General features: G+C 71.7%; 17 protein-coding genes. 6 read left to right on the top strand and 11 right to left on the bottom strand.

All coding sequences use genetic code 11. The features are described from left to right. Window positions 1–96: 96 nt before the first annotated feature. On the top strand, window positions 97–678 hold the full coding sequence (locus IEZ10_RS08875; protein WP_229811076.1) for a TetR/AcrR family transcriptional regulator: 582 nt from the start codon (window positions 97–99) through the stop codon (window positions 676–678). Next, window positions 678–950: a hypothetical protein gene (locus tag IEZ10_RS08870; RefSeq protein ID WP_189245992.1), complete on the top strand. Its 273-nt coding sequence runs from the start codon at window positions 678–680 to the stop codon at window positions 948–950. The genes IEZ10_RS08875 and IEZ10_RS08870 overlap by 1 nt, the downstream gene beginning before the upstream one ends. On the opposite strand, the gene IEZ10_RS08865 is transcribed toward IEZ10_RS08870, so the two are convergent. From IEZ10_RS08865 to IEZ10_RS08855, 3 genes are all read right to left on the bottom strand, one after another. Then, entirely contained in the window at window positions 940–2,094 is a 1,155-nt protein-coding gene (locus tag IEZ10_RS08865; protein WP_189245991.1) for a methyltransferase, read from the bottom strand. The genes IEZ10_RS08870 and IEZ10_RS08865 overlap by 11 nt on opposite strands. Before the next feature lie 309 nt (window positions 2,095–2,403). Continuing rightward, window positions 2,404–2,694: a Scr1 family TA system antitoxin-like transcriptional regulator gene (locus IEZ10_RS08860; RefSeq protein ID WP_229811102.1), complete on the bottom strand. Its 291-nt coding sequence runs from the start codon at window positions 2,692–2,694 to the stop codon at window positions 2,404–2,406. After that, on the bottom strand, window positions 2,663–3,547 hold the full coding sequence (locus tag IEZ10_RS08855) for a hypothetical protein (RefSeq protein ID WP_229811075.1): 885 nt from the start codon (window positions 3,545–3,547) through the stop codon (window positions 2,663–2,665). Before IEZ10_RS08855 ends, IEZ10_RS08860 begins: the two co-directional genes overlap by 32 nt. Before the next feature lie 357 nt (window positions 3,548–3,904). Between IEZ10_RS08855 and IEZ10_RS08850 the strand changes: the two genes are divergently transcribed. Continuing rightward, window positions 3,905–4,474: a hypothetical protein gene (locus tag IEZ10_RS08850; protein ID WP_189245988.1), complete on the top strand. Its 570-nt coding sequence runs from the start codon at window positions 3,905–3,907 to the stop codon at window positions 4,472–4,474. A gap of 152 nt (window positions 4,475–4,626) precedes the next feature. On the opposite strand, the gene IEZ10_RS08845 is transcribed toward IEZ10_RS08850, so the two are convergent. The 5 genes from IEZ10_RS08845 to clpS form a co-directional block, all read right to left on the bottom strand. Further along, a complete protein-coding gene (locus IEZ10_RS08845) occupies window positions 4,627–5,574 on the bottom strand; it encodes a PLP-dependent cysteine synthase family protein (RefSeq protein WP_189245987.1) in 948 nt (315 codons plus the stop codon). 159 nt (window positions 5,575–5,733) lie between these two features. Then, complete coding sequence (locus IEZ10_RS08840) at window positions 5,734–6,012, bottom strand: MoaD/ThiS family protein (protein WP_179819177.1); 279 nt, start codon at window positions 6,010–6,012, stop codon at window positions 5,734–5,736. Between the two features lie 301 nt (window positions 6,013–6,313). Continuing rightward, window positions 6,314–6,730 (bottom strand): M67 family metallopeptidase, encoded by a 417-nt coding sequence (locus IEZ10_RS08835; RefSeq protein WP_189245986.1) that lies wholly within the window; start codon window positions 6,728–6,730, stop codon window positions 6,314–6,316. 147 nt (window positions 6,731–6,877) lie between these two features. Then, a complete protein-coding gene (locus IEZ10_RS08830) occupies window positions 6,878–7,408 on the bottom strand; it encodes a DUF2017 domain-containing protein (protein ID WP_189245985.1) in 531 nt (176 codons plus the stop codon). Window positions 7,409–7,550: 142 nt separating this feature from the next. Continuing rightward, the gene (clpS, locus tag IEZ10_RS08825; RefSeq protein ID WP_373287385.1) at window positions 7,551–7,820 is read right to left on the bottom strand and encodes an ATP-dependent Clp protease adapter ClpS; all 270 of its coding nucleotides are present in this window, start codon (window positions 7,818–7,820) and stop codon (window positions 7,551–7,553) included. Between the two features lie 57 nt (window positions 7,821–7,877). Between clpS and IEZ10_RS08820 the strand changes: the two genes are divergently transcribed. From IEZ10_RS08820 to IEZ10_RS08810, 3 genes are all read left to right on the top strand, one after another. Next, window positions 7,878–9,167 carry a nicotinate phosphoribosyltransferase gene (locus tag IEZ10_RS08820; protein WP_189245983.1) on the top strand — a complete coding sequence of 430 codons (1,290 nt, stop codon included), beginning with the start codon at window positions 7,878–7,880 and terminating at the stop codon, window positions 9,165–9,167. 4 nt (window positions 9,168–9,171) lie between these two features. Continuing rightward, window positions 9,172–9,744, top strand: a complete 573-nt coding sequence (locus IEZ10_RS08815) for an isochorismatase family protein (RefSeq protein WP_179819182.1) — start codon at window positions 9,172–9,174, stop codon at window positions 9,742–9,744. A 169-nt stretch (window positions 9,745–9,913) separates the two neighbouring features. Continuing rightward, window positions 9,914–10,561: a hypothetical protein gene (locus tag IEZ10_RS08810; RefSeq protein WP_189245982.1), complete on the top strand. Its 648-nt coding sequence runs from the start codon at window positions 9,914–9,916 to the stop codon at window positions 10,559–10,561. Between the two features lie 141 nt (window positions 10,562–10,702). On the opposite strand, the gene IEZ10_RS08805 is transcribed toward IEZ10_RS08810, so the two are convergent. The 3 genes from IEZ10_RS08805 to IEZ10_RS08795 all read right to left on the bottom strand — a co-directional run bounded on the left by IEZ10_RS08805 (window position 10,703) and on the right by IEZ10_RS08795 (window position 15,468). Continuing rightward, window positions 10,703–12,451, bottom strand: coding sequence for a DEAD/DEAH box helicase (locus IEZ10_RS08805; protein WP_189245981.1), 1,749 nt, complete (start codon window positions 12,449–12,451; stop codon window positions 10,703–10,705). 111 nt (window positions 12,452–12,562) lie between these two features. Next, complete coding sequence (locus IEZ10_RS08800; protein WP_189245980.1) at window positions 12,563–13,246, bottom strand: hypothetical protein; 684 nt, start codon at window positions 13,244–13,246, stop codon at window positions 12,563–12,565. A gap of 830 nt (window positions 13,247–14,076) precedes the next feature. Beyond that, the gene (locus IEZ10_RS08795) at window positions 14,077–15,468 is read right to left on the bottom strand and encodes an MFS transporter (RefSeq protein WP_189245979.1); all 1,392 of its coding nucleotides are present in this window, start codon (window positions 15,466–15,468) and stop codon (window positions 14,077–14,079) included. Window positions 15,469–15,496: the final 28 nt, after the last annotated feature.

Genomic DNA, 15,496 nt, shown 5'->3' with positions numbered 1-15,496 from the left:
TCATATCTGAACGGCACGTGCCGTGCCGCTTATGGAGCATGGTGAGGATGGTCGGGATTGTCAACACGGCACGTGCCGTTCCATTACGGTGGTGGGATGACCGACAAGCGCGGCAGCCGCGCCACCGACCGGACCGAGGCCATCATGCGGACCACGCTGGAGTTGGGCGAGGAGATCGGCTACGCCAAGCTCAGCATCGAAGCGGTCGCGGCCCGCGCCGGCGTCGGCAAGCACACGATCTACCGCCGCTGGTCGTCCAAGGGCGCCCTGTTCCTCGACTCGCTCCTGTCCCTGAACAAGTCCGATCTGGACTACCCCGACACCGGCGACGTCATCGCCGACCTGCGCCGGCAGATCCACGCGGCCATCGACCTGCTGGACCAGCCGCCCGTGGGTCCCCTGTATCGGGCCCTGATCAGTGAGGCCCTGCTCGCCCCCGAGGTCGCCGCGGCGCTCAACGATCACTTCATCACCCCGCAGGCGGAAAAGACCCTCGCCCGACTGAAGGCGGCCCGCGACCAAGGGCAACTGTCGCCCGGCTTCGACCTGGACCTGGCGATGGAGATCTTGTCGGGCCCGCTGTACTTCCGGGCCCTGATCGTTCAGAAGCCGCTGACGCACGAATACGTCGACCGCGTGATCGAGACCCTCTTCACCGGGATGGGGTCCAGGCCTTGATGGCTCGGATCACCCTCTACGCCGATCTCAACAAGATCGAGCCCTTCTACCTCAAAAGCCTGCAGGGCGACGAGAGGCCCGGCGTCCAGACCCTGCGCGCCGTGGGCCTGAGCGGCACCGCCTCCGGCGACGAGGCGACCTTCTCCCTGCGAGTGTTGTTCGACCGACCCTCTCCCGGATCACGCGGGTGCCGTACGGCCGACCGTACGGCACCGCCGACCGTAGGGTCCCACCGCACCGCCGGGCCGCGCGGCGGTGCGGTCACCTCTTGACGGCGCGCAGGACGACGAACTTGGGATCGCTCGCGGCGACCTCGCAGTTGCCGAAGAGCCGGCGCAGCTTCGCGTGGTAGCCGAGGTGCCGGTTGCCGACCACCCACAGCTCGCCGCCGCGGCGCAGTGCGGCGCGCGACCCGTTGAACATGCGCCAGGCCGTGGCGTCGGTCGTCGCGCGGTGCGTGTGGAACGGCGGGTTGTTCAGTACCAGGTCAACCGTCCCGGCGGGCACGTCCGACATCCCGTCGGACGCCAGGAACTCCGCGTCGGTGCCCGCGTCCACGTTCGCCCGGAAGGTGGCCTCCGCCGAGGCCAGCGCCTGGTAGGACTCGTCGATGAACGTCACCCGGGCCTCGCTGTTGGTGAGCGCCGCGGCGAGGCCGACCACCCCGTTGCCGCAGCCCAGGTCCACGACGTGCTCGCGGCCACGGCGCGTCGGCAGGTTCCGCAGGAAGAAGCGGGTGCCGATGTCCAGGCGGTCGGCGCAGAAGATGCCCGCGTGGTTGGTGACGGTCAGACCCGAGACGGTTCCGACGCCGGCGGGCAGCGCGTAGCTTCGCGGCCACGGGCCGGCGCTCCGGGGGAGCTCCGGGTCCGGTGAGCAGAAGATGAGCCGGGCCTTCTTCACCGCCAGCGACGTCCTGGTCGGCCCCACGATCCGCTCGAACAGCCTCAGCGTCGAAGTGTGGATCTCGGTGACCATCCCCGCGCCGACGATCACGGTGTCCGGGTGCATGCGGGGTGCGAGGCGGTGCAGCTGGTCCTCAAGCAGCGCGAGGCTCTTGGGCACGCGGATGAGCAGCACGTCGATCCGATCCGGCGGCGCGTCCCTGGTCGTACGGAGCCGCACCGCGTCAATGGGGATCCCGTTGCGCCCCATGTTCGCCAGGGTCGCCTGCCGGCCGAGGAAGGAGTCGGTGATCTGCGTGGGACGGTGCTCGGCCAGCGCGGTGACCAGGGCGCCCCACCGGTCGCCCAGCACGACCACGGTGCCCGACAGGTCGGTGGGTTCGCCGTCGATTCCGTCGAGGTGCCGTAGCAGGTAGTCGTCGGCGGCGTCCCAGGCACGGAGCTGGTCGCGGGGATCCTCGGGGAAGCGGGTGAGGTCGAATGCACCTCCCGGCGTCGTAAAACGGTTCATCGGACCCCAGGCTACTGACTGCGGATGGCCGGGGTTACGGCGGTCGAGGATCGGACCGGTTCCGGCGAATCCGGCGAGGAGGCCGTTCGACGGCGCAGGCCGGTACCGCGCCCGCTCGGGGTGGCCGCGGATGAGGACGACGAGTGGGCACCGGTGGCGCAGGGCTCAGGCTCCCCTGTCCGTACGGCCGGCTCCGGATGCCGCGGAGTCGTCACTCCTGCTCAGTCGGCATCCAGACCTGGTCCGCATATCCCGGAGAGGCTTTTCGCCCTCCTGCCACCGGTACATGGTGGGTCGTCGAAGAGCCGATCAGGCCAGCGCGTCGAGTCCGCCGCTCTTGATGATGGCGAGGAAGGCGTTCCACTCTCCGGAGGAGAAGGACAGGGTGGCGAAGGAGCCGAGCATCGCGGCATGGGCGCCTGCTGCATACGGCAGGACCTGGAGAGTCACATTCGGCTGGGCGGAAATGTCCACCAAGTGATTGAGCTGTTCTTTCATGACGCGCTCGCCTCCGACCTGGCGGCGCAGCACCCCTTCGTTCATGATCGCCCAAAGGTGCATGGGTTGCTCAGAGCGGGTGAGGACGCCCTGGCGGGTCAGCGTCGCTGGTACGCAACGTGAGACCGCCCTCGTTCGCGGGCCGGAACCCCAGCCTATGCAGTTCGGGAACGTCGATCGCGGTGACCACGTGCAGAGCGCCGTTCTCGGTCACCATGCGGACCGCGGAACGCACCAACGCACCCCGTACCTCCGACAGGACGCCGGGCTTGATGTGCACCAGGTGGAGACGTGCGGTGGTGCACCGCGTGTCCTCCCAGGACACGGCCGTGTGACCGACATAGGGTTCTCCACGGTCGTTGTCGACATAGGCCTGCAGCCAGCAGGCAAGCCTCGTCTCGGCGATCAACTGCCGGGGCAGGCTCACATCCATCCCCGCTCTGGCCAGCCAGGAACCCACCTTGGACACGGGCAGGGGAACCGGCTCCTCCGGCGGCCCCCAGGTGACATGGGTCCGATTCCGCCACGGCCATGAGAAGGACGGCCGCCAGGAGGAAGGCGCACCGACGAGGGGAACCGACTCGATGAAGTAACCGGCGGGGCAGACGTCCACAAGATCACGAGCATCCAGCACGACATACCCGTCGCGGACCTTCCGGCGGCTCCGGAGGACCAGCCCGGTCGCGAGGTTCTCCGAGAGGCCGGCCATGACGTCCGCGGCCCATTCGTACACCGAGGTCACCGGCAAGCCGGTCCATGGACTTGTGGGCGTCGCCGGAAGCGCGACCTCGACGGCGTACACGTTCGGATCCCGCCGCCAGCGGAAGAGCACCAGTAGATTGTCCGGCTCCACGACGACATCGAGGTCGGAGCATCCGTCTGTCATCACGCTCACACCTGGCAGGCATACCCTGACCGCTTCAAGGGCTTCTTCCCGGGACCACTCGACCGCCACGCGCCCAGGCTCCCACACCGGTGAGGGATCATGACGAAGACCTCCGGTGCGGTGGAGCCGTCCAGGAACGCACCGCACGGAGGTCTTCGTGTCCCACCACAGTTCCCGACCGACCGTTCACGGCAGGCGACGGCCCCGATTACAGGCGTTCAGCGAGGGCGGGGCGACCGACCACGAACACGGTGTCGGCCCGTTCCCCGCCTTGACGGCCTTCCAGGGATAAGACCGCAGTGATCTTCCACCTCAGTAGCGCATTTGAACAGGTCAATCGACATGCCGCCCATCTCCTCCGAACACTTTGCCCACTATCGGCGAACCAGGGGCGGAGAGCACACCGATCCCTTACGGTGACGGATCGTGAACAGTGAGTCATGCGCGTACGTGGACGAGTCCATGCGCGTTGGTGCGGGCCTCTATGTGCTGGCATCCGCGATCGTTCCCAGTCATCGAGCCGACATGTATCGGACGGCTCTCCGCGCGTTACTCCTTTCCAAGCAACCCCGTCTGCACTGGCGGGACGAAAAGCCGAAACACCGGCTTGAGATCGTTCATGCACTCGCCGAACCACCGCTCGAAGTGGTCGCGGTCGTGGGAACGGACATGCCGTCATCGAAGCAGAAGCGTGCACGACGCAAGTGCATGGATCGCCTCTACTGGCGACTGTCTCAGCTACGTCTGCACCACGTGGTCATGGAAAGGCGTGGTCCCACGAATGACAGGGAGGATCTCGACATGGTGAACGCTCTGCGTGCGCGGAACGTGCTGCCTGATGAGATGCGCGTCGAGTGGTGTGACCCTCTGAGCGAGGAACTGCTCTGGCTTCCCGACATCCTCGCAGGCGTCATCGCGTCGGCGGCCGCAGGTGAGGTGGATCTGATGGCGGCTCTTGGAGCTGATCTGGTCATCGATCGGCTCCGCTGCGATTGATCCAAGAAAGCGCGAAGCCCGGGGTCCTGTCAGTTCCGGCAGTAAACCCGGGCTCACTTCCTCTCCCCCTAGCAGGGGGCGGCACCCCGATGGTACCCCGCTCCAGCCAACTCACGCACACTTTCCGTTGCCGTACGGAAACAGAAAGTGCGTCAGGCCCAGAGCTGGCCCTCCAGGCGTTCCTCGGCCTCGTCGAGGGTGCCCTCGTAGGCGCCGGTGGACAGGTACTTCCAGCCGCCGTCGGCCACCACGAACACGATGTCGGCCCGCTCCCCCGCCTTGACGGCCTTGGCCGCCATGCCGAGCGCGGCGTGCAGGGCGGCGCCGGTGGAGACCCCGGCGAAGATGCCCTCGGTGGCCAGCAGCTCCCTGGTACGGCGCAGCGCGTCGCCGGAGGAGACCGAGAAGCGGGTGGTCAGGACGTCGGGGTCGTACAGCTCGGGGATGAAGCCCTCGTCGACGTTGCGCAGGCCGTACACCAGCTCGCCGTAGCGGGGCTCGGCGGCGACGATCTTGATGTCGGGGACGCGCTCGCGCAGGAAGCGGCCGACACCCATGAGGGTGCCGGTGGTGCCCAGGCCCGCGACGAAGTGGGTGACGGTGGGCAGATCGGCGAGGATCTCCGGGCCGGTCGTCTCGTAGTGGGAGCGCCAGTTGGCCGGGTTGCCGTACTGGTAGAGCATCACCCAGTCGGGGTGTTCGGCGGCCAGGCCCTTGGCCACCCGGACCGCCTCGTTGGAGCCGCCGGCCGCCGGGGAGGAGATGATCTCCGCGCCCCACATGCGCAGGAGCTGGCGGCGCTCCTCGGAGGTGTTCTCCGGCATCACGCAGATCAGCCGGTAGCCCTTGAGCTTGGCCGACATGGCCAGCGAGATGCCGGTGTTGCCGCTGGTGGGCTCCAGGATCGTGCAGCCGGGCGTGAGCAGCCCGTCCTTCTCGGCCTGCTCGATCATCCACAGCGCCGGGCGGTCCTTGATCGAACCGGTCGGGTTGCGGTCCTCCAGCTTGGCCCAGACCCGCACGTCCTCCGAGGGGGACAGCCGGGGCAGGCCGACCATCGGGGTGCGGCCGACCGAGTCGATCAGTGAGTCAAAGCGCATGGTGTGGCTTCCGCGTCGTCCTTCGTGGTGTCCCGGCGCCGGCCTGCCTCGGCGGCGCGGCGGGACCTGGAGAGTGGCGCGTCACCGGCCCGCCGGAGGGCCGGTGACGGCGGAGGGCCGTGTGGATCCCCGCTGCGGCGAGGACCCACGAGGCAGGGCCTAGCGGGCGCCGCCGGCCACGGCGGGCAGCACGGTGACGGTGTCGCCGTCGGAGACCGGGGTCTCCAGGCCGCCCAGGAAGCGGACGTCCTCGTCGTTGAGGTAGACGTTCACGAAGCGGCGCAGCGCGCCCTTGTCGACCAGGCGGTCCCGCAGCCCGGGGTGCCGGGTCTCCAGGTCGCCGATCAGCTCCTCAAGCGTCGCGCCTTTGGCGTCGACGGCCTTGGCGCCGTCGGTGTAGGTGCGCAGGATGGTCGGAATGCGAACCTCGATGGCCATCGCGGGTCAATCTCCTTGTGTCGTCATGAGAGTGCCGCCCTCCGGATCAGAACACCGGCGGGCACGGGGGGATTCCGGGAAGGGTTTCGGGGAGGGCTCCGAGGAGCCGCGGCTCAACGACAGTCGTAGACGACGACGGTGGGAGTGTGCGCGAAGAGGTAGGTCTGCACGGGCGCCAGGCCCGCGTGCCGGGCCCGCGCGCAGGGACGTGACAGCATGTCGGTCCTCCTGGCTCGGGTCGATGGTCGGCGTGGTCAGTTTACCGAAAAGGATGATTACGCCCTATGCCGGTGCGGCGCGGTCACGCCGGGACGATCTTCACCTCTTCCTCCTCCACCACGCCCTCGATGATCCGGTAGGAGCGGAACTCCACGTCCTCCCCCAGTTCCTCGCGGGTGGAGACCAGCACGTAGTGGGCGCCGGGCTCGGAGGCGTAGCTGATGTCGGTGCGCGAGGGGTACGCCTCGGTCGAGGTGTGGGAGTGATAGATGATCACCGGCTCCTCGTCGCGGTCGTCCATCTCCCGCCAGACGCGGAGCTGCTCCATCGAGTCGAAGCGGTAGAAGGTGGGCGACCGCTCGGCGTTCTCCATCGGGACGAACCGCTCGGGGGCGTCGGAACCGGCCGGACCGGCGACCACCCCGCACGCCTCGTCCGGGTGGTCGGCCCGGGCGTGGGAGATGATCTTGTCAACCAGTTCCCGCGAGATCGTGAGCATGCCTGGAAGGTACCAGAGCGCCCGGGAAGAGCCGCGTCGTGACCTGGGGAGGAAGCCCGGGACGCCCGGACCTGTTCGAGTGTCGGGTGGGCCGAGACGGCGAGCACCGGGACGGGCCCCAGGTTCGAAAGGAGGACCCGCGGCGCGTCAGAGGGCGCGGACCAGGGTGTCCTGCAGGTACGTCAGCCAGTCGTACGTGACGTACGCCGGATATCGGGGGTCGTCCTCGGTGAGCCCGGCGAACTCCTCGTGGACGTCCTCGGTCACCTCCAGACGGGTGCCGAGTGCCAGCCGTACGTCGTTGAGGGCGCGCAGCCACGAGTGGGCCTGCTCGCGGGTGAGCTCGACCCGGCCCGGCGCGGCGCTGTCGAGCATGGCCCGCGCGTCGGCCCGCTTGCCGTCGCGCAGGGTCGCCTCGGTGTAGCGGCGGAACTCGGCGGCCTCCCCGTCGTCCTCGTACGCCGAGGGGAACAGCCGGGCCAGCACCGGGTCGCCGGGCGGCTCGGACGGGCCGGAGGGCCCGATGCCGAGGGCGCGCTCCAGGGGGTCGTCGCCGGTCTGCGCCGGCTCGATCAGGTCGAGGATCTGGGCCGCGAGCGAGCGCAGGATCGAGACCTCGGTGTCCTCGAAGACGGCGATCACCCCGCCCTCGTGTCCCCGTTTGAACCCCGAACTCACCGGCCGCCCACCACCTTCACTCGCCTGCCCTCACTCGTCCGCCGCCTCCCGCCGGCGTCCGCCGTCGGACGGCCCCGCGACGGGTCACCGGGAGAATCCGGCTCCGGAACCCCGGCCCCAGAGGACCCCCACGCGGCGCGGCTCACGAGTCGTGCTGCACCGTGGCCCACAGGCCGTAGGAGTGCATGATCTGCGCGTCGCGCTCCATCTCCTCGCGGGTGCCGCTGGAGACCACGGCCCTGCCCTTCTGATGCACGTCGAGCATGAGCTTCTCGGACTTCTCCCGTGAGTAGCCGAAGACGGTCTGGAAGACGTACGTGACGTAGGACATGAGGTTGACCGGGTCGTTCCAGACGATGGTGACCCATGGCAGGTCGGGCCGGACGTCCGACTCCGGACGCTCGACCTCCATCGGAGCGATGCCACCCACAGGAACAGTCTGCCCTACCGCCCCCATAGTCTTCGAATCGTGAGTACTTCCACGAGCAGTGCGTTGCTGACCGACCACTACGAGCTGACGATGTTGCAGGCGGCGCTGCGCAGCGGGGCGGCGTCCCGCCGCGCGGTGTTCGAGGTCTTCGCCCGGCAGCTGCCCGGCGGACGGCGGTACGGCGTGGTCGCCGGGATCGGCCGGGTGCTCGACGCGGTGGAGGACTTCCGGTTCGGCGACGAGGAGCTCGCGTTCCTCCGTGACAACCAGGTGGTGGACGAGCCGACCCTCGACTTCCTGGCCGGCTACCGCTTCTCGGGCGACCTGTACGGCTACCGCGAGGGCGAGTGCTACTTCCCCGGCTCCCCCATCGTGACCGTCGAGGGCACGTTCGCCGAGGCCGTGCTGCTGGAGACGGTGATCCTGTCGATCCTCAACCACGACAGCGCGATCGCCACCGCCGCCGCCCGGATGGTCCGCGCCGCGGCCGGGCGGCCCATCATCGAGATGGGCTCGCGCCGTACCCACGAGATGTCCGCGGTCGCCGCCGCGCGCGCCGCCTACCTCAGTGGCTTCTCCTCCACCTCCAACCTGATGGCCGGCCACCTGTACGGCGTGCCGACCGCCGGGACCGCGGCCCACGCGTTCACGCTGCTCCACGACTCCGAGCGGGGCGCCTTCCAGGCGCAGATCGCCTCGCTCGGCGCGGGCACCACGCTGCTGGTGGACACCTACGACGTCGCCGAGGCGGTGCGGACCGGCGTGGAGCTGGCCGGTCCCGAGCTGGGCGCGGTGCGGCTCGACTCCGGCGACCTGTGCGAGATCGCGACGGAGGTGCGCGAGCAGCTCGACGCGCTGGGCGCGCACAAGACCCGGATCATCGTCACCAGCGACCTCGACGAGTACGCCATCGCGGCGCTGGCCTCGGCCCCGGTGGACGGCTACGGCGTCGGGACCTCCCTGGTCACCGGCTCGGGGGTGCCGACGGCCGCGATGGTGTACAAGCTCGTCGCCCGCGAGGACGCCTCCGGGGTCCTCGCGCCGGTGGCGAAGCGGTCGGTGGGCAAGCCCAGCCGCGGGGGCCGCAAGTGCGCCTTCCGGCGGCTCGACGAGTCCGGTACGGCGGACGCCGAACTGGTCGTCACCTCCGGGCGGGAGCCCTCCGGCGCCCGCCCGCTCCAGGTCCCGCTGGTGCGCGGCGGGGAGGTCGTCGGCCGGGAGAGCCTGGAGGCGTCGCGCGCCTGGCACCGCGAGGTCCTGGCCGAGCTGCCCGCGGCCGCCCATCATCTCTCCCGGGGCGACGCCGCGCTTCCGACCGTGTTTGACTAGCTTCGTGACGAATGCACTGATCATCGTCGATGTCCAGAACGACTTCTGTGAGGGCGGCAGCCTGGCGGTGAGCGGCGGGGCGGAGGTGGCCGCCGCCATCTCGCGGCACGCCGCCGCCCACCGCTACGACCACGTGGTCGCCACCCGCGACTTCCACGTGGACCCCGGCCCCCACTTCGCCGCCGAACCCGACTACGTCGACTCCTGGCCCGCGCACTGCGTGGCCGGGACGCCGGGGGCGGAGTTCCACCCGGCGCTCGACGACTCCCTGGCCGAGGAGGTGTTCAGCAAGGGCGCCCACGCCGCCGCCTACAGCGGCTTCGAGGGCGCCGCGCCCGACGGCACCCCCCTGGGCCGCTGGCTCGCCGACCGCGGCGTGGACTCGGTGGACGTGGTCGGCATCGCCACCGACCACTGCGTGCGCGCCACGGCGCTGGACGCGGCGGCGGGCGGCCTGGCCGTACGGGTGCTGCTCGACCTGACCGCGGGGGTGGCCCGGCCGACCACCGACGCGGCGCTGGCCCGGCTGCGCGCCGCGGGGGTCGTGCTCAGCGGCGAGCCGGTGGTCCGCGCCTGAGCGGCGGGACCGCTCCCCGAGGATGACGGCCTCGGCGGCCAGAGGCCGGCCAGGCCGGTGATCCGTTCGCAAAGGACGGTCACGGAACGTCCAAGGCGGACACCGCCGGCCGCGGCAGGAGTATCACGGAGAGCGGAAGCGCTCTTCGATCTCACGGTGGTGTCCGCCCATGCTGCTGCTCGGTGTCTCCTGGCTGGTCCTGGCCCCCCTGTCCCTGTGGCTGCTGGTGCGCGGCCGGGGCTCGGCCCGGGCCGGGGCGGTGCTCGCGCTGGCCGGGCTGGAGGCGGCCACCGTCTGGGTCAGCGGCGGCGGCCCCAGGACGATCGGGCCCCGGGACACCGTGGCCGCGGCCGCGGCCGGGCACGCGATCGCACCGGCGGAGCCGTCCCCGGCGGTCGTCAGGCACCGGGCGTGGACCGCCGGGCACGCGGCGACCCACCCGGGGGCGACCGGTCCGACGCCGTCCGCCGTGCCCTGTGCCGCCCGGCCCGTCGTGCCGGAGCGCGCGGCGCTGGTCCGCCGCGCGGGTGAGCCGCGTGCGCTGCGGCTGTTCTGGCCGGCCTCGCCGGACGAGTGCCGCACCGCCACCGTGCTGCTGCGCCGGGAGGGCCGCGAGGTGCGGATCTGGCTGCACGAGGGCGACGAGGGTGCCGAGGGCACCATGGAGCACCGCCCGGCCCGCGCCCGGACCGTCCCGGTGACCGTGTCGGACGGCGTCGCCTCCGTACGGACGCGCCTGACGCCGCCGCCGGTCCGGGGCAGGCTCCGGACGGTGGACGGCCGCAGCGGCCTCCTCATCACCCTCGACCGGGCCTGACCGCCGAGGCCGGGCGGACCCGAGCCGGGAACGGCCGGTCCGAGGTCAGGACGAGCCCGCACCGGGAACGGCCGGTCCGAGGTCAGGACGAGCCCGCACCGGGAACGGCGGGGACGAGCACCGGGTCGGCGGGTCAGCGGGTCAGCGGCGCTGGGTGGCCCACTGGCGGATCCGGTCGATCCGCTCCTGGACCTGCTCGGCGGTGGCCTGCGCGATGGCCGGGCCGCCGCAGGCCCGGCGCAGCTCGGCGTGGATGACGCCGTGCGGCTGGCCGGTGCGGTGGTTCCACGCCCCCACCAGGCCGTTGAGCTCGCGCCGCAGCTCGGCGATCCGCTCGTGCGGGGCGAGCGCCGTCTCCTTGGGCTCGGGCTCCTTGCGCTTGGCCTTGAGCTGGTCGGACTGGCGCTTGCTCAGCAGGGTCCGCACCTGGTCGGGCTCCAGCAGGCCGGGCAGGCCGAGGAAGTCCTCCTCCTCGGGCGAGCCGGGCTCGGCGCCGGTGCCGAACTCGCCGCCGTCGAACAGCACCCGGTCGAAGGTGGCGACCGCCTCCAGGGTCTCGAACGGCAGCTCGTCGCCGAGGACGTCGGGGTTGTCCTTCTTGCGCTGGGCGTCCTCCAGGAGGAAGTCGTCGAGCCCCTCCTCCGGCGGCTTGCGGTCGAGGACGTGGTCGCGCTCGGCCTCCATCTCCCCGGCCAGGCCCATCAGCGTGGGCACCGAGGGCAGGAACACCGACGCGGTCTCCCCGCGCTTCCTCGCCCGGACGAAACGGCCGACGGCCTGGGCGAAGAACAGCGGGGTCGAGGTGCTGGTGGCGTACACCCCGACCGCCAGGCGGGGGATGTCGACGCCCTCGGAGACCATCCGGACCGCGACCAGCCAGCGGTCCTGCGAGACGGAGAACAGCTTGATATTCTTGGACGCGTCGGGGTCGTCGGACAGCACGACCGTGGCGCCCTCGCCGGTGATCGAGCGGATGTGCCGGGCGTAGGCGCGGGCCGTCTCGTGGTCGGTGGCGATGACCAGGCCGCCCGCGTCGGGGACGCCCCGGCGCACCTCGGTCAGCCGCCGGTCGGCCGCGTGGAGCACCTGCCGGATCCAGTCGCCCTTGGGGTCGAGCGCGGCCTTCCACGCCTGGCCGAGCTGGTCCTTGGTGAGCGGGGTGCCGAGCGTCGCGGCGATCTCGTCGCCGGCGCGGGTCCGCCAGCGCATCTCGCCGGCGTAGGCGAGGAAGATCACCGGACGGACCACGCCGTCGGCCAGCGCCGGGCCGTAGCCGTAGGAGTAGTCGGAGAGGCTGCGCCGGACGCCCTCGCCGTCCTCGGCGTAGGTGACGAACGGGATGGGGTTGACGTCGGACCGGAACGGCGTGCCGGTCAGCGCCAGGCGGCGCGCGGCCGGCTCGAACGCCTCGCGCACGCCGTCGCCCCAGGACTTCGCGTCGCCCGCGTGGTGGATCTCGTCGAAGATGACGAGGGTCTTGCGGGCCTCGGTGCGCGCGCGGTGCAGCGCGGGGTGCATCGAGATCTGGGCGTAGGTGACGGCCACCCCGATGTAGTCGCGCGAGGTCGTGCCCTGGCTGTTCTTGAACTCGGGGTCGATGGGAATGCCGACCCTGCCCGCGGCGTCCGCCCACTGCCTCTTGAGGTGCTCGGTGGGTGTGACGATCGTCACAGCCCGGACGATCCCCCGTGACAGCAGGTCGCTCGCGATGCGCAGCGCGAAGGTGGTCTTGCCGGCGCCGGGCGTGGCGACCGCGAGGAAGTCGCGCGGCGCGCGGCGGCAGTAGAGGTCGAACGCCTCCTGCTGCCAGGCACGGAGCTTCGGCGCGGTGCCCCAGGCTGCGCGGTCGGGGTACGAGGGGGACAGGTGGGATGCGGCGGAAGTGCTCACAGTGTCCCCAGCGTAATCTGAGTCGCCGACAGGACGTGCCGATCCGGTGAGATGCTCGCCAATATCGCCTCCGGGTGCTAAAGGACTCCGGACACCGTACGGTGCCGCCCCCTAGCGGATTCCGGCCACCACCGTGTCGAGTTCGGCGCGCGTGCGGGGGTCGTCCGGCTGGGCGGCGGCGAGCACGACCACCGGCGGTCCCGTCTGGCCGGTGAGGAACACCACACGCAGGTAGGCCGGGCGGTTGACCACGTCGCGGTACTCCGCCCGGAGGGTGCGGCTGTAGCCCGTCCGCCCGCCCACGGTGACCTCCCGGTCCTCGACGACCTTCACCTCGTCGCCGTGCAGCAGCAGCCTGCCGTACAGGTCGGCGAGCCGGACCGTCTCCTTGCGCGCGTCGGTCACCGGATCGGCGGGCCTGGTCAGCACCGTCACCAGCCCGTCCCGGCCGGCCACGGAGGTGAACCCGGTGACCGGCGGCGGCCCGCCCGTCCGCCAGCCCTCGGGCAGCGGGTAGCGCACGCCCGCGGCGGGGTCGCTCACCGCGGCGGGTCCCGAGGACGACGGCAGGGTCCGCAGCAGGAGTGCGGCCCCCCACGCGACGGCCCCGCCGGCGACCAGTACGGCCAGCAGCCCGAGCAGGACGCGGCGCAGCGGGCCGGAGACACGGGCGGGGGCGGGGGCCGCGGGCGCGCCGTACCAGCGGGCCGAGGGGGGCAGGTCGTCCTCCTTCGGCACCCCGGCGAGCCCGCCGTACCGGCGGGCCGGGGCGGGGAGATCCTCCTCCTTCGGCATGCCCGCGTGCCGCGCCCGGCGGGGCCTGGCCGGCGGGGGCGGAGGCGCGGGTTCCTCGGCGATCCGGGCCCGCTCCCCGGCGAACCGGACGTCCCCGACCGGCCGGGACCGCTCTTCGGCCGGCCAGGCACCTTCCTCGGGCTGCCGGGACCGCTCTTCGGCCTGCCGGGTCCGCCCGTCTCCGGGCCGGGCCCGGTGCTGGCCCCGGCGTCCGCGCTCCTCGGGCGGCCACACCCGGCTGTCGCCTCCGGAACCCCCTGAAGTCCCGGAATCCCCGGAATCCCCGGAGCCTCCGCGGCCTTCAGAACCTCCGAAGCCCCGGACAGCCCCGGCATCCCGCTCTCCGGCACCCCGGGCACCCCCGGCGTCCCGGGGCGGCCGGGAGTCCCGGTCGTCGCGGGCGTCCTGAGAGCCTCGTAGCCCCCGGAAGATCCGGAAACCCCGGAATCCCGGGGGGTCGTGGTCGTCCGGCGTCCAGAACTCCTCGAAGTCGCGGGGCGCCCCCAGCCCGAGCCGGGGGCGGGGGGACTCCGCGGGCTGCGAAGGCCCCTCAGGTTCCTCCGGGGAGTGCGGGCGTCCGCCGGGCTCCTCCGGCTGCGACGCCCGGCGAGGCCGTTCGCCCACGACGACTCCCTCCGGTGGTCACGGTCATCCCCGTCCTACCATGCCTTCCGGACGGCGATCAGGCCATAGACCGATCGGGAAGAGCCGGGGCCGGACGCGGGCGCGCCGGGAGGGACCGTCGCGGTCAGGAGCCGGGGCCGGGTGCGCCGGGAGGGATCGCCTCCGTCAGGAGCCGGGGCCGGGTGCGCCGGGGGGGATCGCCTCCGTCAGGAGGCGGGCTCGCGCATGCGGATGGCGATGATCGTGCCGAGCAGCCCCACGGCCGCCGTCAGGACGACGATCATGGTGTATCCGGTGCGGATGTCGTCGTGGCCGATCAGGTTGATCAGGACGCCACCGAAACCGATCATGAGCGCGCTGCCCAGGGTGTCGACGACCTGGAGGGCGGCGGAGTTCGCCCCCTGCTCCTCGTCGGGGGACTGGCGCATCGCGGTGACGTTGACGCTCGCGGTGCCGATGCCCATGCCGAACCCGGCGATGATCCACGCGGGCACGTCGATCCAGCCGGTGATGCCCGGCACCAGCGACAGCAGGGTCAGCAGGATGCCGACGGTGACCGCGGCGGAGGCGATCCGCACCAGCAGGGCGCGGTCGTAGTCTCGGCGGCTCTGCAGGTAGGAGCCGGTGGACCAGCCCAGTGCGCCGGTGGTGAGGGCGATCCCGGCCTCGGTGACGTTGAAGCCGCGCACCGAGGTGAGCGCCAGCGGGATGAAGGAGTTGACCCCGAAGAACGCCGAGGACAGCAGGCCGCGCATCATGATCGTGGTGGGCAGGCCGCGGCCGAACCGCAGCGCTCCCACGGGCAGCAGCCGGGGCAGACCCGCGGCCAGCCCGGCGAGGCCCGCGACGGCGGCGACGCCGCCGACGACCGGGGTGGTGTGCAGGCGGTCCACGCCGTACAGCAGCACGCCGGCGCCGACGGCGGTGGCCGCCGCCGACAGGGTCATCGCCAGCGGCCGGGAGCGGGGGCCGGTGGCGGGCACGGGCGCGGGCCCCCCGCCGGTGCGCAGCGCGGGCAGCAGCATCAGCATGGCGGGGATCACCAGCGGCACGATGCCGTAGAAGACCCAGCGCCAGCCGAACACCTCGGCGATGACGCCGCCGACGCTCGGCCCGATCAGCGCGGGCAGCACCCAGGCCGCCGACAGCGCGGCGAACACCTTGGGCCGGACCACCGGGGGGTAGACCCGGGCGATCATCACGTACGTCGCCACGATGGTCGCGCCGCCGCCCATGCCCTGTACGGCGCGGGCCACGATGAACAGCTCCTTGGAGCCGGCCGCGCCGGCCAGGGCCATGCCCACCACGAACAGGCCGACGCCGAGGAGGAACGGCGCCGCGTGCCCCCGCCGGTCGGACCACAGCCCCGCGACGACGTTGGCGAACAGGCCGGCGATGAGGAAGGCGGAGAAGCTCATGCCGTACAGGTCGAGCGCGTGGAGATCTTTGGAGACGGCCGGCATGACCGCGCCGACGGACATGCCCTCGAACGCGATGAGCGTGACGACGAGGAGGATGCCGAGTGAGGCGGTGCGGTGTTCGGGGCCGAAGATACGAGGGGGTTCGTACGGAGTCTCAACCGTCTTCGGTACTGTCACCTGACAAGGGTAGTGTCCGGCTCCGGCT

The sequence above is a fragment of the Streptosporangium pseudovulgare genome (assembly GCF_014648055.1).
Lineage (GTDB): Bacteria > Actinomycetota > Actinomycetes > Streptosporangiales > Streptosporangiaceae > Streptosporangium > Streptosporangium pseudovulgare.
The sequence above is the reverse complement of the archived record's forward strand: the minus strand, read 5'-3'. Positions and strand labels throughout refer to the sequence as shown.

Coding starts and splice junctions, on each gene's coding strand:
- IEZ10_RS08845 (WP_189245987.1), bottom strand. CDS start 5,574: ATGCGCTTTGACTCACTGATCGACTCGGTCGGCCGCACCCCGATGGTC.
- clpS (WP_373287385.1), bottom strand. CDS start 7,820: ATGGAGGTCGAGCGTCCGGAGTCGGACGTCCGGCCCGACCTGCCATGG.
- IEZ10_RS08835 (WP_189245986.1), bottom strand. CDS start 6,730: ATGCTCACGATCTCGCGGGAACTGGTTGACAAGATCATCTCCCACGCC.
- IEZ10_RS08840 (WP_179819177.1), bottom strand. CDS start 6,012: ATGGCCATCGAGGTTCGCATTCCGACCATCCTGCGCACCTACACCGAC.
- IEZ10_RS08875 (WP_229811076.1), top strand. CDS start 97: ATGACCGACAAGCGCGGCAGCCGCGCCACCGACCGGACCGAGGCCATC.
- IEZ10_RS08810 (WP_189245982.1), top strand. CDS start 9,914: ATGCTGCTGCTCGGTGTCTCCTGGCTGGTCCTGGCCCCCCTGTCCCTG.
- IEZ10_RS08865 (WP_189245991.1), bottom strand. CDS start 2,094: ATGAACCGTTTTACGACGCCGGGAGGTGCATTCGACCTCACCCGCTTC.
- IEZ10_RS08800 (WP_189245980.1), bottom strand. CDS start 13,246: ATGCCGAAGGAGGAGGATCTCCCCGCCCCGGCCCGCCGGTACGGCGGG.
- IEZ10_RS08870 (WP_189245992.1), top strand. CDS start 678: ATGGCTCGGATCACCCTCTACGCCGATCTCAACAAGATCGAGCCCTTC.